This window comes from Rhodococcus sp. JS3073, assembly GCF_026810085.1.
GTDB classification, from domain to species: Bacteria; Actinomycetota; Actinomycetes; order Mycobacteriales; family Mycobacteriaceae; genus Rhodococcus_F; species Rhodococcus_F wratislaviensis.
This window is the reverse complement of the sequence record NZ_CP113951.1, coordinates 2,997,671-3,015,758: the sequence shown is the minus strand read 5'-3', so window position 1 is coordinate 3,015,758 and position 18,088 is coordinate 2,997,671. Positions and strand designations below refer to the sequence as shown.

The window sequence follows — 18,088 nt, the reverse complement described above, 5'->3', positions numbered from 1 at the left end:
ACGGGGCGCACCGCGCGATGAGGGCTTGCCCGTGCAGTCGGCCGATAGACTGCAACGGCCGACTGCACGGGAAGTTCATCGGTGTTGCAGAGGGATGGGTGTCAGTGGTGGTGGAGATCGCAGTAGTCGACGCGGAGCTTGCTGCGTTGTACAACGGACCGGGGACGGAGTCGGCCCCGGCGTACGAACGCGTCAAGCAGCTGATCGTGTCGCAGATCAACGCCGGCCGCTGGCAGGAGGGCGATCAGCTGCCCTCGGAGAATCAGCTCGTCGGCGCTCTGGGTCTGTCCCGCATGACCATCAACCGCGCGCTGCGCGAACTCAGCGCCGAAGGCCTCGTGGTGCGCCTGATGGGTGTGGGGACGTTCGTGGCGGCCACGAAGACGGCATCGTCCCTGTTCGAGGTCAAGAACATTGCGGACGAGATCCAGCAACGCGGACACCGCCATCGCACCGAAGTGGTGTACGTGCGTGAGGAAGACGCCGATCCGGCGAACGCCTTCATCCGGGATTCGATCCGCGGCAAGGTGTTCCACTCGCTGATGATCCACTACGAGGACGACACACCGATCCAGCTCGAGGACCGGTTCGTCAATCCCGCCGAGGCGCCCGGGTATCTCGACCAGGACTTCACCCAGCAGACACCCAATCACTATCTGAGCGTGGAAGCTCCGCTGACGAGGGGCGAGCACGTCGTCGAAGCGATCCTCGCCTCACCCGACGAATGCCGGCTCCTCCATATCGAGCGCACCGAACCGTGCCTGATGATCCGGCGTCGCACATGGTCCTCGCGGGGGCTCGTCAGCGCCGCGCGTCTCGTCCATCCCGGTTCGCGGAATCGGCTCGAAGGGACGTTCGGGACGGGCTGACATCGTGTGGGGCGGGCCAGGTGAGGCGGCCCGCGTGGATGTCGGAGATCGTCGACGCGATCCAGGCGAGTTCGCCCCGCGCCGCGTGGAGTGCGTAGTCCGCTTCGACGACGAACAGCGCAGGCACTCCGTCGTCGAGCGCTCGGGTGAGCCGCTCCTGGTCGGATTCGATTCTCGCGGTGAGTCGCTCGGCGCGTTCGGTCAGCGCGTCGACGGCGCCCGCGCGTCCCAGCGCGCCGAGGTAGCTGATCGCCGCGAAGAACGGGGAGAACTCTCGTGCGGCACTGCGGATCTGGAGGTCGAGGCGGTTCACGAGTTCCGCGCGTCCGGTGTCGGTGAGGGCGTAGACGGTGCGGGCGGGCCGACCTTCCCGTTGTGCACGTTCGTGTTCCTCGATCCAGCCGACCGCGGCCAGGGCCGCGACGACATTGTTCAGCGAGCCGCGATTGAGCGGCCACTGGCCCTCCTCGCTGCGGTCGCGCAGCGTGACCTCCAGTTGGTACGGGTGCATCGGCGATTCGAGGAGCAGGCCGAGCACCGGCAGGACGAGGGGGTTGTCGAGGACGCGTCCGGGCATGGTTGAAATATATCGGTCTGAATAAACTATGACGAAGTGCGCGCTTCGGGCACCATGACCTCGCCTTTGTCACGATTGGGTCACGGCCCGCTACGGTGGATCGTTGACCACGACGCCGATCATGAAAGAACAAATTCTTGTTACAGAGTGAATCGAAGTTCAGGGCTTATCGTCTTCACGCCTTCGCGCTCCTCGTGGGCGTCCTCTCCTCGGGGGCGGTGGCCTACCGAGAGTTCGATGCGGCGACCGGCTACCTGATGGACCTCTCCGTGTTCCGCGACGCCGGCTACGCCTTCGTCAGTGGACTGCCGCTCTACTCCGCGGACTTCCCGAGCAGTTCCGGGTTCAGGTTCATCTACGCACCCTTCGCGGCGATCCTCTTCGCGCCGATGGCGGAGATCGACCCGGCGGTCCTGCAGGCGCTGTGGTGCGCCCTCAACCTCGGGCTCGTGTGGTGGATGGTCAAGGTGGCGCTGTCCAAGCTCGACGTAGGACGCCCCGAACTTCTCGCTCTGCTGTCCATGGGGCCGGTGCTTCTGCTCGAGCCGATGCGCTCGAACTTCGACTTCGGTCAGATCAACATCATCCTGATGGCGCTCGTGGTCGCCGACTGCACCGGTGTGATCCCGAAGCGGTTCCGCGGAGTCGCGATCGGCCTCGCCGCGGCCGTCAAGATCACCCCCGCAGCCTTCCTGCTGGTCCTGCTCGTCCGCCGCGACTTCCGCTCGATCGGACGATCCCTCGCCACGATCCTGGTCACCGTCGGCCTCGGCTTCTGGCTGCTGCCGCAGTCGTCGATGTGGTTCTGGACCACCGAATTCTTCGCCACCGGCCGTGCGGGTGCGCCTGACTTCTTCCGCAACCAGGCCGTCACCGGCGTCATCGCGCGGCTCGGCGCGGAGGGCCGCCTTGCCAGCATTCTCTGGGTGCTCAGCGCAGCCGTCATCGTGTCCGCCGCGGCGTGGTCGGCGTATCGCTTCACCCGGTCCGGTGAGCACCTGATCGCGCTGTCGATCGTGGCCCTGGCGTCCCTGCTCGCCGCGCCGTTCGCCGTCACCCACCACTGGGCATACAGCATCCTGTTGATCCCGATCCTGATCGCACCGCAGTACCGCAGCTGGCGACCCCTGGTCGGCACCGCGACCCTGATCTTCCTGATCGGCCCGAACTTCGTCCTGCAGTCCGCGTCGTCCGGCTGGGTGGAGGCGGCCGTACGTGAGGTGATCGGAAGCTCGCAGTGCCTCATCGCGCTGGTCCTGCTCGGAGCGGCAGTCGTGGCCGCACGGTCCCGCACCCCGCTGCCGGACGTCGAGACGGACGCCGTGCCCGCGGACGACGACGCGCTGGAGCCCGCCCGCAGCTGAGGCCGCGCCGAGGGCGGCGCGGCGCTATCGTCGAGTCATGTGCCGAAACATCACCGAGCTGCGCGGACTCGAACCGGCGGCCACCGCGGAGGAGATCGAGGCGGCGGCGCGTCAATACGTCCGGAAGGTCAGCGGAATCCAGAAGCTGTCGGACGCCAACCGTGAGCCCTTCGAGGAGGCGGTAGCCGTCGTCACCGAGGCCACCACGAAGCTGCTCGCGGCATTGCCGCCGCGGAAGCAGCCGCCGCAGACGGTGCCCCCGCTGCGACGGCCGGAGGTCCGGGCGCGGATCGCGGCGAAGGCCGCGTCCTCCTAGCCGGACGAACGGGACGCTCGTTGCGTCTGATCGAACGAGCGTCCCGTTGGTTCAGGCGCGCAGGGCGCCGAGCGCGTCGATGCGTTTGATCGCGTCGGCGACGATGCCGTCGATGAGGTCCTTGCACGTGGGCAGGTCGTCGAGCAGTCCGACGACCTGCCCGGAGGCGAGAACGCCGGCGTGGGTGTTGCCCTCGACGAGCCCGGCCTTGAGCAGCATCGGGGTGTTGGCGGCCATGATGATCTGCTGCCAGGTGCGGTCGCTGGACTTCTTCATGGCGAGGCCGTCCTTGACGAGGGTCGACCATTTCATGCCGGTCATGGCCCGGAACTTGGACGCGTTGCGGGCGGCCGCGACCAGGCCGCGCACGTTCCCGGAGTGTTCGAGGCTGTTGACGAGGTCGGTGTTGAGGACCCGGTGGGGCATGCCGTCGACCTTGCGGGAGACGGTGGTGTCCTGCAATCCGCGGGCGAGGTATTCCTGTTTGACGGAGTCGGGGACCGTCGATTCCTGGGTGAGCAGGAAGCGGGTGCCCATCGCGACGCCGGCGGCGCCGTAGGCGAGGGCGGCGGCGAGCCCGCGTCCGTCGTAGAAGCCGCCCGCCGCGACGACGGGGATGTCGACGGCGTCGAGCACCGACGGCAGTAGCAGCGTGGTGGCCACCGGGCCGGTGTGCCCGCCGCCCTCGCCGCCCTGCACGATCACCGCGTCGGCGCCCCACGACGCGACCTTCTTGGCGTGTTTGGCGGCACCGATCGACGGTATGACCACCACCCCGGCGGCTTTCAGCTTCGCGATCAGTTCCTGCTTCGGTGCCAGCGCGAACGACGCGACGCGCACGTTCTCCCGGATCAGCAGGTCGATGCGTTGCGGGGCGTCGGACGCGTCGGCGCGGATGTTGACTCCGAACGGTCTGTCGGTGAGGGTCTTCGTCTTGGCGATCGCTGCCTCGAGTTCGGCGTACGTCATCGTCGCCGACGCCAGGATGCCGAGACCGCCGGCGTTGGCGGTGCCCGCGACGAGCCGCGGTCCGGCCACCCAGCCCATCCCGGTCTGGACCACCGGGTGCTGCACGCCGACCAGTTCGGTCAGCGGCGTTCTGAGACTGCTCATGCCGACACCTCCCGGTCGCGCAGGCTGCGGGGGTCGAGGACCTCGCGGATGAGCCGCAGTTCTTCGTCGGTGGGTTCGCGGGTCACGCCGGCGTCGGCCAGCTCGGCCACCTCGAACGAGGTGTTCTCGGCGACCTGGTCGGCGGTGACGCCGGGGTGCAGCGACAGCGCCCGGAACGTGTGGTCGGGTCCGCCGAAGTCGAACACCCCGAGGTTGCTCACCACCCGGTGCAGGTGATGGAAGCGGTAGGCCGGGTTCTCCGGGTCGATCTGGTCGTAGCCGACACCGGAGACGATGTCGACCTTGTCGCAGAACACCCGTGAGGAGTGTTTGCCCACCCAGTAGCTGGTGGGATGGTTGATCGTGTTGCCGGGAGCACCACGGACGCCGAACATCTGACGTGTCGGCTGCTGCAGCGGACCGAACGCCGACAGGTTCTGGTTGCCGTGCCGGTCGATCTGGTTGGCGCCCATCACCACGTGCCGCCGGCCGGAGGCGACGACGTCGAACACCTTCCGGAACGGCATCCAGCCCTCGATCGGGGCCTTCGCGCCGACCGCGGGGGTGTCCGCGAAGATCAGGGCCTCGCCGTCGGTGATCAGCAGGTCGGGTTCGGCTGTCAGTCGCGCGAGCCGGGCACCGATCAGGGGCAGGGTGGCCATCGGGCTGGCCATGATCTCGCCTGCCCCGGAGAAGATTTCGGCGCACGCGATCGCGCAGTACTCCGCGCGGGTGACTTCGGTGATCGTCTCGCTCATGCCTGCTCCTCTGCAAATTTCTTCACGGCGGCCTGGTAATCGTCCTCGCTGCCGGACAGGTAGGTGTCGACGAACTGCTGCCACGCCTCGGGGGTCTTCGCCGATTCGGCGTAGTGGCGCTGGAACTTCTCGTCGCGGCCGTAGCTGTCTCCGGCGAGGGTGAAGTGGGCGCCGTTCGGGGCCTCCACCACGCCGTCGACCATCATGCGGTTGAGAATGAGGTTCTGCAGCGGAACGGTTTTCACCAGTTCCTCGGTCTCCACCACGCGTTCGACGGAGACGAACCGCTTCTCGGCGGCCGCGCAGTACAGGTCGTCGAAGTAGGGGTCGACGCCGGTGTAGGCGGCGTTGCCGTGCTTGTCGCCGAGGTTCAGATGTACCAGTGCCGCATCGAGTTTCAGGGCGGGCATCGCGATCAGCGTCTCCGACTTGCCGGACGCGTCCGGGTAGGGGGAGGTGACGGTGCGCAGTTCGTCGCCCCAGAAAGCCCGGACGTCGGAGCCGAGCCCGGCGCGGATCGGCAGGAACGGCAGCCGGGCGGCGGCGGCCTCGAGGCCGCACTTGATCATGCCCTCGTCCATTTCGCGGACCTCGATCTCACCCGCGGTCCGCGCCTTCGCGAACCACGGGTCGTAGAACGGTGCCGAATCGAGGGACACGAAACCGTAGTACGCCTTCCTGACCTTGCCCGCCGAGCACAGCAACCCCAGGTCGGGGCCGCCGTAGGTGACGACGGTGAGGTCGGTGACGTCCGAGCGCAGCAGCGCCCGGACCAGCGCCATCGGCTTGCGGCGCGAACCCCAGCCGCCGATGCCGATGGTCATGCCGCTGCGCAGTTCCCCGACCGCGTCGTCGAGCGACATCCTCTTGTCGCGCTTGCTCGCCATCGATGTCAGCCTTTCCTGTTGTTCGAGTTGGAGCGGGGCTTGCCGGTTTCGACGAACTCGTCGCGGTGCTCGTCCGAGACGCCGGCCAGGTTGAGTTCGAAGGTGTAGCCCTGCTCGAGGCGGTAACTGGTCTTCACGTCGACGGGGTCGATGCCGTTGATGGCTTCCTTGGCGCAGCGGATGACCCGGGTGTCCTTGGCTGCGATCTTGGCGGCGATGTCGCGGGCGGTGTCGTCGAGTTTCTCGCGCGGCACCACCTCGTACACCGATCCGAAGTGCTGGAGTTGCTGGGCGGTGACGTTCTGCGCCGTGTAGTACAGCGTGCGCATCATGTGCTGGGGGACGAGGCGGGCGAGGTGGGTGGCGGCGCCGAGTGCGCCGCGGTCGACCTCGGGCAGTCCGAAGACGGCGTCGTCGGACGCGACGATCACGTCGGCGTTCCCGACCAGGCCGATGCCGCCGCCGACGCAGAATCCGTTGACCGCGACCACGACGGGCACGGCGCAGTCGTAGACGGCGGCGAACGCGGCCGCGCAGCCGCGGTTGGCGTCGACCAGAGCGCCGTATCCGTCGGTGGCCTGCATTTCCTTGATGTCGACGCCGGCGTTGAACCCGCGTCCCTCCGCTCTCAGGATCACCACGTGGGTGTCCGGATTCCGCCCCGCGTCGAGTACGGCGTCGGCCAACTCGAACCAGCCCCGGGACGGGATGGCGTTCACGGGCGGGTAGTCGACGGTGACCGTGGTGATGCCGTCTCCGTCGGTGGTGGAGGTGATGCCCATGGCATGTTCCTAACGTCTTGTACCGAACCAAGCGATTGCTTGGTAAGTTAGCACATGTGCGGGCCGGAGAGCTCTGAGCTGGGCCTGCGAGAACATGCAACAGCGGAGGTATTCGTGGATTCAGGTCTGGACGGGGCGATCGTGCTCGTGACCGGCGGCGTTCGCGGGGTGGGCGCGGGCATCAGCCGTACCTTCCTGCGGGCGGGCGCGACGGTGGTGGCCTGTGCCCGCCGCCCGGGGGAGGCGGCGGTGGAGGCGGACGGCCGGGAGGTCGAATTCCTGCCGTGCGACATCCGCGATCCGGAACAGGTGCAGGGCCTCGTCGATCGGATCGTGGAGCGGCACGGCCGGCTGGACGTCCTGGTCAACAACGCCGGTGGAGCGCCCTTCGCGCTCGCCGCGGATGCGAGTCCGAAGTTCCACTCCAAGATCGTCGAGCTGAATCTGCTCGCCCCGCTCCTGGTGTCGCAGATCGCGAATGCGGTGATGCAGAAACAGGATTCGGGTGGCGCGATCGTGAACATCTCCAGCGTCAGCGGCTCGCGACCGTCGCCCGGCACCGCGGCGTACGGTGCGGCGAAGGCGGGCGTCGACAGTCTCACCAGCAGTCTCGCGGTCGAGTGGGCGCCCAAGGTGCGGGTCAACTCGGTGGTCGTCGGCCTCGTTCGCACCGAACTCGCGCATCTGCACTACGGCGACGAGGCGGGCATCGCGGCGGTCGGGGACACGGTCCCGCTGGGCCGGATGGCCTGCCCCGAGGACATCGGCAACTGCGCGGTGTTCCTGGCTTCACCGCTGGCGGCGTACGTCAGCGGTTCGACACTGACCGTCCACGGCGGCGGAGAACGTCCCGCCTTCCTGGCGGCAGCTACAGCATCAACAGAGGAGAAGGCATGAGTGGAGTGGTCGACGGTCGCGTCGTCATCGTGACGGGCGCCGGACGCGGAATCGGACGCGCCCACGCGCTGGCGTTCGCTGCCGAGGGCGCGAGGGTGGTGGTCAACGACATCGGAGCCGGTATCGACGGATCCGCCACCGGCGAGAGTCCCGCCGAGCAGGTGGTCGCGGAGATCGTCGCCGCGGGTGGCGAGGCCGTCGTCAACGGCGACGACGTCGCGGACTGGGCCGGCGCCGAGAATCTGATCAACACCGCCATCGACACCTTCGGACGCCTGGACGTCCTGGTGAACAATGCCGGGTTCCTGCGCGACCGCATGCTCGTCGGGATGAGCGAGCAGGAGTGGGACGCCGTCGTGCGCGTCCATCTGAAGGGGCATTTCGCGACGCTGCGCCACGCCGCCGCGTACTGGCGCACCGAGGCGAAGGCGGGCAACCCGGTCGACGCCCGGATCGTCAACACCAGTTCCGGTGCCGGACTGCAGGGTTCGATCGGGCAGGGCAACTACGCCGCCGCGAAGGCGGGCATCGCGGAGATGACCATTCAGGCGGCCGCGGAACTGAAGAACTACGGCGTCACCGTCAACGCGATCGCCCCGGCCGCACGCACCCGGATGACGGTCGGCGCGGGCGGCGCGATGGCGGAGGCGATGGCCGCGCCCGAGGAGGGTTTCGACGCGATGGCGCCGGAGAACATCTCCCCGCTCGTCGTGTGGCTGGGCAGCACGGAGTCGAAGGACGTCACCGGACGCGTGTTCGAGGTGGAGGGAGGCAAGATCACCGTCGCCGAGGGCTGGCGGCACGGCCCCACGCAGGACAAGGGAGCGCGCTGGGAACCGAAGGAGATCGGGCCGGTCGTCGCCGACCTGCTCGCGAAGGCCGAAACCCCGGTTCCGGTGTACGGCGCCTGAGTACGTGAGTGGCGACGTGTGCCGGGGCACGCATTGCCACTCACCTGCGCCGGACGAACGGGACGCTCGTTGCCTCAGATCGAACGAGCGTCCCGTTCGTCCGGCTGCGCGGAGAACTGGAGTGGTGTTTGGACACATTGATAAACAGGTGTCCAGAAGTTAGGGTGCAGGAAGGAAAAGGCTCTCGGCCAAGGAGAATTCGTGAAATTCGGCATAACGTTGTTTACGAGTGACCGCGGGATCGGGCCGGCCTCGGCCGCGAGGGGTGCAGAGGCCAACGGATTCGACTCGTTCTACGTGCCCGAGCACACGCACATTCCGGTGAAACGCGATGCGGCGCATCCTCAGACGGGTGACGCGTCGCTGCCCGACGACCGGTACATGCGCACCCTGGACCCGTGGGTGGCGCTGGCGTCGGCATCGGCGGTCACCGAGCGGATCGAGCTGGGGACGTCGGTGGCGCTGCCGGTCGAGCACGACCCGATCACGCTGGCCAAGACGATCGCCTCGCTCGACCACCTCAGCGGCGGACGGGTGACCCTCGGCGTGGGGTACGGGTGGAATCTGGACGAGCTCACCGATCACAATGTCCCGCCGGGACGGCGCCGGACGATGCTGCGCGAGTACCTCGAGGCGATGCGTGCGCTGTGGACGCAGGACGAGGCGTCCTACGACGGCGAGTTCGTGAAATTCGGTCCGAGCTGGGCGTGGCCCAAGCCGGCCCGGGTGCCTCCGGTGATCGTCGGCGCCGCCGGTAACGACAAGAACTTCCGGTGGATCGTGAAGTCGGCCGACGGGTGGATGACCACTCCGATCGAGCAGGACATCGACGACCGCGTCGCCACGCTGCGACGGATGTGGCGAGAGGTCGGCCGGGACGGCGAACCACGGATCGTCGTGCTCGACGGCAAGCCGGACGTGGACAAGTTGCGTCGGTGGAAGGACCTCGGCGTCACCGAGGTCGTGTACGGACTGCCCGACCGCAGCGAGGAGGACGTCCTGGCGTATCTGGGGCGTCTGTCCGGAAAACTCGAGGGATTGCGCGAGTCGACCGCGGTGGGGTGAGTGAGTGCGGTTGGATGGGATGAGGGCACACCCCGAGTAAGAACGTGTTCTAGTATTGCTTGCCAACTGCTCGAGGAGAGGCCGAAGTCCGTGCGCATCGCACTCTTGTCGTATCGAAGCAAGCCCCACTGTGGTGGGCAGGGTGTGTACGTACGCCATCTCAGTCGTGAGCTGGTCGAACTCGGCCATCAGGTCGAGGTGTTCTCGGGGCAGCCGTACCCCGACGTCGACCCGCGGGTGACTCTGACGAAGGTCCCCAGCCTCGACCTGTATCGCGAGCCGGATCCGTTCAGAACGCCGCACCCACGCGAGTTCCGCGACGCCGTGGACGTGCTCGAGGTCGCGACGATGTGGACGGCCGGTTTCCCGGAACCGCTCACGTTCAGCCTCCGTGCCGCGCGACTGCTGAAGGAGCGCGCCGACGAGTTCGACGTGGTGCACGACAACCAATGTCTCGGCTACGGGCTGCTGCAACTCCAGAAGGCCGGACTTCCGGTCGTCGCGACGATCCACCATCCGATCACCCGCGACCGCGAACTGGACCTGGCGTCGGCGAAGTGGTGGCGTCAGGTGACGGTCCGGCGCTGGTACGGCTTCCTGCGCATGCAGAAGCGGGTGGCGCGTGCCATCCCCGCGCTGGTGACGGTGTCGCAGTCCTCCGCCGACGACATCAGCGCGGCCTTCGACGTTCCCGCCGACAACCTGCAGACCATCCCGCTGGGCGTCGACACCGAGATTTTCCGACCCCCGGTCACCGCGCGGGTCCCGGGCCGCATCGTGTGCGTCGCCAGCGCCGACATGCCCCTCAAGGGCGTGTCGACGCTCCTCGAGGCGGTCGCGAAGGTGCACACCGAGCGCGCCGTCGAACTGGTGCTGGTCACCAAGCTCGCGCCTGGGGGAGTGACGGAGAAGCTCATCGAGGAGCTGGCCATCGGCGACGTCGTCCGGACGGTGTCGGGTATCGACGACGCCGAACTCGCGTCTTTGCTGGCGTCGGCCGACGTCGCGTGCGTCCCGTCGCTGTACGAGGGCTTCTCGTTGCCCGCCGTCGAGGCGATGGCGTGCGGCACCCCGCTGGTGGCGAGCCGCGCCGGCGCCATTCCCGAGGTGGTGGGAACGGACGAGGAGGCGTGTGTGCTCGTGACACCCGGCGACCCCCAGGAACTCGCGGACGTGCTGGGCGCGTTACTCGACGATCCGCAGCGCCGGGCCCGGCTCGGTGACGGTGGCCGTCGACGCGTGCTCGAGCGCTACAGCTGGGCCGCCGTGGCCGCGAGAACCGCGCAGACCTATGCCGATGCGATAGCGCAGACCCGTCAAGGAGGCCGACCGTGCTGACCGTGGACTTCGACCGGCTGGGTGTGAAGCCCGGCGACAAGGTGATCGACATCGGGGCGGGCGCCGGGCGGCACTCGTTCGAGCTGTATCGACGCGGCGCCGACGTCATCGCCTTCGACCAGAATGCCGACGAACTCGCGGACGTCGAGAAGATGTTCGTGGCGATGGCCGAGGTCGGTGAGGTCCCGGCGGGCGCCTCGGCTCGGGTGGAGGTCGGCGACGCGCTGAACCTGCCGTACGAGGATGCGACGTTCGACGTGGTCCTCATCTCCGAGGTCCTCGAACACGTGCCCCGCGACGGCCGGGCCATCGCCGAGCTGACCCGCATTCTCAAGCCGGGTGGTGTTGCGGCCGTGACTGTTCCGCGGTGGCTGCCGGAGAAGATCTGCTGGGCGCTGTCCGACGCGTACCACGAGGTGGAGGGTGGCCACGTCCGCATCTACCGCGCCGACGAGCTGGCGGAGAAGCTGACGGCCGCCGGTCTGGAGGTCCGGGGACGGGATCACGCCCACGCCCTGCATTCGCCGTACTGGTGGCTCAAGTGCGCGGTGGGGGTGGAGAACAACGACAACCCCCTCGCGAAGGCCTATCACCAGGTTCTGGTGTGGGACATGATGAAAGCCCCCTGGCTCACGCGCACCGCCGAGAAGGTCCTCAACCCCGTGGTCGGCAAGAGCGTCGTGCTCTACCTCGAGAAGCCGAGGGAACCGAGCGTGGTGAAGGCGCCGCGGTGAGAGCCGCCGGCGTCCCGTCGGTACCGAACGTGTTGTCGGAGAGCCAGGTCAGGCAGACAGCACGGTCGATCGCGGCAGCGCAGGAGTCGTCGGGGGCGCTGCCGTGGTTTCCCGGTGGGCACACCGACCCGTGGGATCACGTCGAATCCGCTATGGCCCTCACCGCCGCCGGCCTGATCGACGAGGCGGAGGGCGCGTACGAGTGGTCGCGGCGCACGCAACGATCGGACGGTTCGTGGCCGATGAAGTTTCGCGACGGGGCCGTGGAGAATCACGACTCCGACAGCAACTTCTGCGCCTACCTCGCGGTGGGGGTGTGGCACCACTATCTGATCACCGGTGATCGGGATTTCGTCGACGCCCTGTGGCCGTCCGTGCAGGGCGGTCTCGATTTCGTCGTCGACATGCAGTCGTCGAGCGGCGAAATCTGGTGGGCCCGCGGCGAGAACGGTCAGGACTGCCCCGAGGCACTGCTCACGGGGAACTCCAGCATTCATCACAGCCTGCACTGCGGGCTCCTCCTCGCCCGGTTGGTCGACGACCCGCAGCCGGAATGGGAGTTCGCGAAATACACGCTGGGCCATGCGATCAGGCAGCACCCGGAGGCGTTCGCGATCAAGGACGAGTACTCGATGGACTGGTACTACCCGATCCTCGGGGGCGCTGTCCGCGGTGAGGTCGCGTCGGATCGCATCGCGTCGCGGTGGGACGACTTCGTGGTCGAGGGACTCGGCATCCGCTGCGTGGACCACCGGCCGTGGGTGACCGGCGCCGAAACGTGCGAACTGGTGCTGGCGCTCGACGCGATGGGGGAACACAGCCGCGCGCTCGCACAGTTCGCCGCCATGCAGCACCTGCGGGATCCGGACGGCTCGTACTGGACGGGTCTCGTCTACAGCGACGGCAAGCGGTGGCCGGTCGAACAGACCACGTGGACGGGCGGGGCGATGATCCTCGCCGCGGACGCGCTGTCCCGCACCACGCCCGGACACGGAATCTTCCGGGACGCGGCGCTGCCCGTGGGACTACCGATCGGCCTCGACCGCTGCGGCGACTACTGTCACGCCAGCGGTTCGCCCGTCTGACCGCCCACCCGCTCGAGAACGCGCAGCGACCCGGTGACGGACGTCTCCTTGAATTGCCCTGTCCCCAGGGCCCGTTCGTAGATCTCGAACGGCGGTCGTCCGCCGTCCGCGGGGTCCGGGAACACGTCGTGGATCACCAGGGCGCCGCCGACGTTCACCCACGGCGCCCACCCCTCGAGATCCGCCGATGCCGCTTCCGACGTGTGGCCGCCGTCGATGAACACGAAGTTCACGGGAGTGCGCCAGAACGTCGCCACCGTCGACGACCGGCCCAGCACACCCACGACGTACTCCTCGAGTCCGGAATCGGCCATCGTGTGCCGGAACCGGCCGACCGTGTCGAGCAGACCGGTGTGCGGGTCGACGAACGCCGGTTCGTGGTACTCCCAGCCGGGCTGATGTTCCTCGGAACCGTGATGGTGATCGATGGTGACGATGCGGGCGCCCCGTGCTCTCGCCGCCGCCCCGAGATAGATCGTGGAGCGGCCGCAGTACGTGCCGATCTCGACGCCCACCCCGCCGGGGGTCAGGTACTGCATCGCGGCCTCGTGCAGGGCGGTCCCCTCGTCCTCCGGCATGAAGCCGGGGGTGGAGTCGGCGAGTCGGAGAAGCTCTGGTGTCAGGTGTTCGGTGCTCATGTGGCCTCTGCGTCCGGGGCGGCCGCTCTGGCCGCTTTCTTCCGCTTGTGTAGCACCCCGCCGATCATCGAGTCGAGTTTCGTCCCCAACGGCCAGCCCACGTAGTGGCACAGGAACAGGGCGATCTCCCGGAGTTGGTCCTCGTCCAGTTCCTCGTTGTGGAGGGCCGCCCCCACCTGGATCTCGGCGACGTCGACGAGCCCCTGCGCGGTGAGGGCACCGAGGAGGAGAAGCCGGCGGTCGCGGATGCTCAGCCCGGGCCGCGACCAGATGTCGGCGAACAGGTGGTCGGCGGTGACGGCGAAATGCGCGCCGGGTCCGTCCTGCATCTCGAATCCGTAGACCTTCTCCATCATGGCCAGTCCACGGGTGCGGGTGTCGTCGGTCATGGTTGCTCCTTCTTGTCCACGGTGCTGTCGACGCCGAGCCCCGGTCCCAGGCCCGTGAGCGCGAGTCGTGCGAGCGGCAGCGCGACGTCGAGTCGTTCGCCGAGCCCGATCGCCAGCGACAGATCCTTCTCCCCGAGGTCCCGGACGTGGGTCATGATCGGGTACCAGTTGTCGTTCTCGTCGAGAGCGTCGGTGGTGTCGCGGAGCATGATCGCTCCGGCACCACCGGTGATCGCGTCGGTGTGCCGGACGACCTTGCCGAGTTCGGTGATGTCGAGACCGGCGGCCTCGGCGAGCCGCTGCGCCTCGGCGGCAGCCGTGAACGAGACGAAGTGCAGCAGGTTGCGGGCCAGCTTCATCCGCGTACCCGCGCCCACGTCTCCGGCGTGCACGACGAGTTCGGCCCAGTGCCCGAACGGCTCCCGCACCTTCTCGAACGCGTCCTCGCTCGCCCCGACCATCACCGCGAGCTTCCCCTTGTGCGCGCCGGGTGCACCGCCGCTGACGGGCGCGTCGATCAGGTCGACGCCGTGCGCCCGGCAGCGGTCGGCGAGTTCGACGGCCGTGACGTCGCTGATGGTGGAATGCACCGCCACGACGGTTCCCGGCCGCGCGGCGTCGAGGATCTGTGTGACGACCGCGCGCACCTGCTCGTCGTTCAGCACGGTCACGGAGATGACGTCCGCGTTCTCCGCCACCTCCCGCGGACTCGACGTCACCTTCGCGCCCGCCTTGCCGAACGGTTCCAGCGCCTCCGGCCGGGTGTCGCACACGATGAGTCCGCCGGGGCGGTCCAGCAGCCGCTTCGCCATGGGCGCACCCATGTTGCCGAGGCCGATGTAGCCGACGGACACCTGCTCGGTCGTGGTCATGATCTGAAGATCTGTCCGCCGTCGACGTTGAAGATCTGCCCGGTGATCCAGCTGGCCTCGTCGGAGAGCAGGAACAGGCAGGCGCCGACGAGGTCGTCGGGGGTGCCCATCCGCTTCAGCGGCAACGTCTTGACCATGTCTGCCACCATATTTCCCGGCGTGACGGTACGGGTGGCTTCGGTGTCGATCGGTCCGGGCGCGATGGCGTTGACCCGGATGTTCATGCCGCCCACCTCGTGGGCGAGTTGCTGGGTGAGGCCGTTGATCCCGACTTTCGCGAGCCCGTAGAAACCGGAGTACAGCCAGGCGGCCGTGGACGACTGGTTGACGATCGAGCCGCCACCGCCGCTGTTCATGTGCGGCCACACCGCGCGGGTCACGTTGAGGGCGCCGTCGAGGTTCACGGCCATGAACTTCTTGTAGTAGTCCCACGGCACGGTGATGAGGAGGTCGAGTTTCATGCCGCCGTAGATCGCGGCGTTGTTCACGAGATGGTCGATGCCGCCGAACTTCTCGACCGTGAACTCGGCGAGTTGCTTCGCCGAGTCCTCGTCGGCGACGTCGACGTCCTTGAACACCGCGGTCCCGCCGTCCGCGCTGATCTGCTTGGCCACGGTCTCGCCGAGCTCCGCATTGAGATCGGCCACCACCACGTTGGCGCCCTCGCGCGCGAGGGCGCGCGCGTAGCCCTCGCCGATGCCCTGCGCGGCACCGGTGACGATGGCGGTCTTCCCGTCGAAACGTCCCATATCGATTGACTCCCTCTACTATTGGGCCGGTTCCGCGACCAGCTTGGTTTCCAGGTATTCCTCGAACCCGGCCACACCCATCTCGCGGCCGATTCCGGACTGCTTGTAGCCGCCGAACGGCGCGTCGGCGGAATACCAGACACCACCGTTGACGCTGAGTGTCCCGGTGCGCACGCCGTCGACCACTCGCTTCACACGTGCGGGGTCCGTGCCCCACACCGACCCGGACAGCCCGTACGGCGAGTCGTTGGCGATGCTGATCGCGTCCTCGTCGCCGTCGTGGGGAATGATCACCAGCACGGGTCCGAAGATCTCTTCCCGCGACACCCGGGCGGTGTTGTCGAGGCCGGTGATCAGGGTGGGTTCGACGAAGAATCCGCGGTCCCGATCGGCCGGGCGGCCGCCACCGACGACGATCGTGCCGCCCTCTTCCCGCGCGAGTCGCAGGTAGTCCTCGACGCGGGCGCGTTGCCGCGCGGAGATGAGGGGACCGCAGATGGTGCCGGATTTCGTGGGATCGCCCGCGTGCAGTCCGCTGAGCGTCCGGGCCGTGGCCTCGACCGCCTCGTCGTACTTCTCGCGGGGAACGAGTAGCCGGGTGGTGATGGCGCAACCCTGCCCCGCATGGGTGGAGACGGTGAACGCGGCGACCCCGCACGCGCCGGCGAGGTCGGCGTCGTCGAGCACGATGAACGCCGATTTGCCGCCGAGTTCGAGGAACACCTTCTTCAACGATTCGGACGCCGCCGCCATCACGGCCTTGCCCGTGGCGGTCGACCCGGTGAAGGACACGAGGTCCACGCGGGGGTCGGTGGAGAGCTGAGCGCCGAGGGAGTGGTCGCTCGACGTGACGATGTTGACCACACCGGCCGGGAGGTCGGTCTCCTCGGCGATCAGGTGCCCGACGAGGGCGGCGCACCAGGGGGTGTCGGGCGCGGGCTTGAGGACCACCGTGTTGCCGGCCGCGAGTGCGGGGCCGATCTTGGCGAAGTTGATCTGGTGCGGGAAGTTCCACGGCGTGATGGCTCCGACCACGCCGACGGCCTCCTTGAGGACGCGTCGGCGGGTCTTGATGCCCATCGGTTCGGCGATGCCCAGATCCTGTTCCCAGGAATAGCTTTCGGCGAGGTCCGCGAAATACCCGAGGTCGGCGACCGGGCCTTCGAGTTGGGGTCCGCTGGTGAGGAAGGCGGGGGCGCCGACTTCGGCGATGGTGATGTCGCGCAGTTCCTCGATGTGGGATTGCAGCACGTCGCGCAGCTGCCGCAGGCAGCGGGCGCGGAAGACGTGGTCGCGGGACCACGTGGTGTCGTCGAAGGCCCGCCGGGCCGCGGCGATCGCGGCGTCCATGTCGGACGCCGTGGCGTCGGCGGCTCTCCCGAGTACCTCCTCGGTGGCCGGGTTGATCACCTCGAACGTGCCGCCGGAACCGGGAATCAGTTTGCCGTCGATCAGGAGAGCAGAGCTGTCGGTGGGGCGCAGAGTCATGGATTTTCGCTTCCGAATCGGGTGAGTGTCACAGCGATCTCTGAAAACTGGACATGTGTCTGGACTATAGTTTGAACAACTGGATGCCGCAATGACGAGTTGCCGGAGGTGCGATGAATTCACGCGACGAGAGACGGCTGGACGGGCGAGGCGCCGTCGTCACCGGCTCGAGCCGGGGGATCGGCCGTGCGGTCGCGCACGCTCTCGCGGCCGAGGGAGCCGGTGTGGTGGTCAACGGCCGTGATCCGGACGCGGCGGAGAAGGTGGCCGACGAGATCGTGCTCGGCGGTGGCCGGGCGATCGCGGTGGCTGGTTCGGCCGCCGCCGACGGCGTCGCGGAGGCCCTGGTCGACGCCGCGGAATGTGTGTTCGGCCAGGTGGACGTGCTGATCAACTGCGCCGGCGTCGCGGAGCCTGCCGGGTCGTCCATCCTCACTGTCACCGACGAGCAGTGGCGCGAACTCGTCGATGCGCACCTGACGGCGACGTTCCGCACGTGCCGGGCCGCGGCGCCCCTGATGGCGGAACGGGGGCGCGGAGCGATCGTGAACACGAGTTCGTTCGCGTTCCTCGGCGACTACGGCGGAACCGGATATCCCGCCGGCAAGGGAGCGGTCAACAGTCTGACCCTCGCCATCGCGGCCGAACTGGCCGAGTCCGGCGTCCGCGCCAACGTGGTGTGTCCCGGCGCGAAGACCCGACTGTCTGTGGGCGCGGAGTACGAGCAGCGCATCGAGGAACTGCACAGGCGGGGCATGCTCGACGACGCAACGCGCTACGGCTCGCTGCATCCGGCGCCCGCGGACTACGTCGCCCGGCTCTACGTGTTCCTGGCGAGCGACCTCGCCGCCGGAATCACCGGCGGGATCTTCGCCGGATCAGGGTGCTTCGTCGGCAGGTTCGACCGGCCGGATCCGACTCTGCTGGCCTACCGCGACCACGAGACCGAGCCGCCGTGGTCGCTCGACGAGCTAGCGGAGTTGGTGGGTTCCGGGCACTGTGAGCGTGATTGAATTTGTCCGGCATCACATGGGCCGAGACTTCGTCGTAGGCGGCCGGCGACATGTCCCGGAATGAGCAGCCCTACGTCCCGTAGGGATAAGTCTTTCGGATTCCGTGCCGCTACCATGGAATGCATCACGCCGCGGGAACTCGACGCCTACATCGGCAGAACCCGCGGCCCGCACGGGCGAGTGAAATCGTCCCGGCGTACGCGGCGGGCGACGCTGCGTACGGATCAAGATCGAAAATAACAC

The 18,088-nt window shown here is 68.0% G+C and carries 20 protein-coding genes; 10 read left to right on the top strand and 10 right to left on the bottom strand.

What is annotated here, in order from left to right; all coding sequences use genetic code 11:
- Positions 1–104 precede the first annotated feature (104 nt).
- Positions 105–869 carry a histidine utilization repressor gene (gene hutC, locus OYT95_RS13530; RefSeq protein ID WP_037241705.1) on the top strand — a complete coding sequence of 255 codons (765 nt, stop codon included), beginning with the start codon at positions 105–107 and terminating at the stop codon, positions 867–869.
- Here the strand turns inward: hutC and OYT95_RS13525 are convergent.
- Positions 802–1,446: a helix-turn-helix transcriptional regulator gene (locus OYT95_RS13525; protein ID WP_268791693.1), complete on the bottom strand. Its 645-nt coding sequence runs from the start codon at positions 1,444–1,446 to the stop codon at positions 802–804. The two genes, hutC and OYT95_RS13525, sit on opposite strands and share 68 nt — an antisense overlap.
- A 137-nt stretch (positions 1,447–1,583) precedes the next feature.
- On the opposite strand from OYT95_RS13525, the gene OYT95_RS13520 reads away from it, so the two are divergent.
- Together OYT95_RS13520 and OYT95_RS13515 are read left to right on the top strand one after the other, a co-directional pair.
- Positions 1,584–2,810 carry a glycosyltransferase family 87 protein gene (locus tag OYT95_RS13520; protein WP_268791692.1) on the top strand — a complete coding sequence of 409 codons (1,227 nt, stop codon included), beginning with the start codon at positions 1,584–1,586 and terminating at the stop codon, positions 2,808–2,810.
- 37 nt (positions 2,811–2,847) lie between these two features.
- Complete coding sequence (locus OYT95_RS13515; protein ID WP_037241699.1) at positions 2,848–3,126, top strand: DUF2277 domain-containing protein; 279 nt, start codon at positions 2,848–2,850, stop codon at positions 3,124–3,126.
- A gap of 51 nt (positions 3,127–3,177) precedes the next feature.
- On the opposite strand, the gene ipdC is transcribed toward OYT95_RS13515, so the two are convergent.
- Genes ipdC through echA20 form a run of 4 tightly spaced genes read right to left on the bottom strand, consistent with a single transcriptional unit; the run spans position 3,178 to position 6,666 of the window.
- Entirely contained in the window at positions 3,178–4,239 is a 1,062-nt protein-coding gene (ipdC, locus tag OYT95_RS13510) for a (3aS,4S,5R,7aS)-5-hydroxy-7a-methyl-1-oxo-octahydro-1H-indene-4-carboxyl-CoA dehydrogenase (protein ID WP_112299669.1), read from the bottom strand.
- Complete coding sequence (ipdB, locus tag OYT95_RS13505; RefSeq protein WP_268791691.1) at positions 4,236–4,997, bottom strand: cholesterol ring-cleaving hydrolase subunit IpdB; 762 nt, start codon at positions 4,995–4,997, stop codon at positions 4,236–4,238. The genes ipdC and ipdB overlap by 4 nt, the downstream gene beginning before the upstream one ends.
- Positions 4,994–5,884, bottom strand: a complete 891-nt coding sequence (ipdA, locus tag OYT95_RS13500; RefSeq protein ID WP_268791690.1) for a cholesterol ring-cleaving hydrolase subunit IpdA — start codon at positions 5,882–5,884, stop codon at positions 4,994–4,996. The genes ipdB and ipdA overlap by 4 nt, the downstream gene beginning before the upstream one ends.
- A gap of 5 nt (positions 5,885–5,889) precedes the next feature.
- A complete protein-coding gene (gene echA20 / locus OYT95_RS13495; protein ID WP_112299672.1) occupies positions 5,890–6,666 on the bottom strand; it encodes a (7aS)-7a-methyl-1,5-dioxo-2,3,5,6,7,7a-hexahydro-1H-indene-carboxyl-CoA hydrolase in 777 nt (258 codons plus the stop codon).
- Positions 6,667–6,780: 114 nt separating this feature from the next.
- Here echA20 and OYT95_RS13490 point away from each other — a divergent pair, with 114 nt between their 5' ends.
- The 6 genes from OYT95_RS13490 (at position 6,781) to OYT95_RS13465 (ending at position 12,696) form a co-directional block, all read left to right on the top strand.
- Positions 6,781–7,563 (top strand): SDR family oxidoreductase, encoded by a 783-nt coding sequence (locus tag OYT95_RS13490; protein ID WP_037241685.1) that lies wholly within the window; start codon positions 6,781–6,783, stop codon positions 7,561–7,563.
- Positions 7,560–8,474, top strand: a complete 915-nt coding sequence (locus OYT95_RS13485) for an SDR family oxidoreductase (RefSeq protein ID WP_268791689.1) — start codon at positions 7,560–7,562, stop codon at positions 8,472–8,474. The genes OYT95_RS13490 and OYT95_RS13485 overlap by 4 nt, the downstream gene beginning before the upstream one ends.
- A gap of 201 nt (positions 8,475–8,675) precedes the next feature.
- Complete coding sequence (locus OYT95_RS13480; protein ID WP_112299675.1) at positions 8,676–9,539, top strand: LLM class F420-dependent oxidoreductase; 864 nt, start codon at positions 8,676–8,678, stop codon at positions 9,537–9,539.
- 90 nt (positions 9,540–9,629) lie between these two features.
- Positions 9,630–10,877, top strand: a complete 1,248-nt coding sequence (locus tag OYT95_RS13475; RefSeq protein WP_037241678.1) for a glycosyltransferase family 4 protein — start codon at positions 9,630–9,632, stop codon at positions 10,875–10,877.
- On the top strand, positions 10,871–11,611 hold the full coding sequence (locus tag OYT95_RS13470) for a class I SAM-dependent methyltransferase (RefSeq protein ID WP_037241675.1): 741 nt from the start codon (positions 10,871–10,873) through the stop codon (positions 11,609–11,611). Before OYT95_RS13475 ends, OYT95_RS13470 begins: the two co-directional genes overlap by 7 nt.
- The gene (locus tag OYT95_RS13465; RefSeq protein ID WP_268791688.1) at positions 11,608–12,696 is read left to right on the top strand and encodes a prenyltransferase; all 1,089 of its coding nucleotides are present in this window, start codon (positions 11,608–11,610) and stop codon (positions 12,694–12,696) included. Before OYT95_RS13470 ends, OYT95_RS13465 begins: the two co-directional genes overlap by 4 nt.
- On the opposite strand, the gene OYT95_RS13460 is transcribed toward OYT95_RS13465, so the two are convergent.
- From OYT95_RS13460 to OYT95_RS13440, 5 genes are read right to left on the bottom strand one after another with little or no spacing between them, the layout of a single operon-like run.
- The gene (locus tag OYT95_RS13460; protein WP_037241669.1) at positions 12,672–13,334 is read right to left on the bottom strand and encodes a class I SAM-dependent methyltransferase; all 663 of its coding nucleotides are present in this window, start codon (positions 13,332–13,334) and stop codon (positions 12,672–12,674) included. The two genes, OYT95_RS13465 and OYT95_RS13460, sit on opposite strands and share 25 nt — an antisense overlap.
- On the bottom strand, positions 13,331–13,723 hold the full coding sequence (locus tag OYT95_RS13455) for a carboxymuconolactone decarboxylase family protein (protein WP_005244588.1): 393 nt from the start codon (positions 13,721–13,723) through the stop codon (positions 13,331–13,333). Before OYT95_RS13455 ends, OYT95_RS13460 begins: the two co-directional genes overlap by 4 nt.
- Complete coding sequence (locus tag OYT95_RS13450) at positions 13,720–14,595, bottom strand: NAD(P)-dependent oxidoreductase (RefSeq protein WP_268791687.1); 876 nt, start codon at positions 14,593–14,595, stop codon at positions 13,720–13,722. Before OYT95_RS13450 ends, OYT95_RS13455 begins: the two co-directional genes overlap by 4 nt.
- Positions 14,592–15,344 carry an SDR family oxidoreductase gene (locus tag OYT95_RS13445; RefSeq protein WP_268791686.1) on the bottom strand — a complete coding sequence of 251 codons (753 nt, stop codon included), beginning with the start codon at positions 15,342–15,344 and terminating at the stop codon, positions 14,592–14,594. Before OYT95_RS13445 ends, OYT95_RS13450 begins: the two co-directional genes overlap by 4 nt.
- 18 nt (positions 15,345–15,362) lie before the next feature.
- Positions 15,363–16,832, bottom strand: coding sequence for an aldehyde dehydrogenase (locus OYT95_RS13440; RefSeq protein WP_268791685.1), 1,470 nt, complete (start codon positions 16,830–16,832; stop codon positions 15,363–15,365).
- 113 nt (positions 16,833–16,945) lie between these two features.
- On the opposite strand from OYT95_RS13440, the gene OYT95_RS13435 reads away from it, so the two are divergent.
- Positions 16,946–17,845 carry an SDR family NAD(P)-dependent oxidoreductase gene (locus OYT95_RS13435; RefSeq protein WP_268791684.1) on the top strand — a complete coding sequence of 300 codons (900 nt, stop codon included), beginning with the start codon at positions 16,946–16,948 and terminating at the stop codon, positions 17,843–17,845.
- The last annotated feature ends 243 nt before the right edge of the window (positions 17,846–18,088 follow it).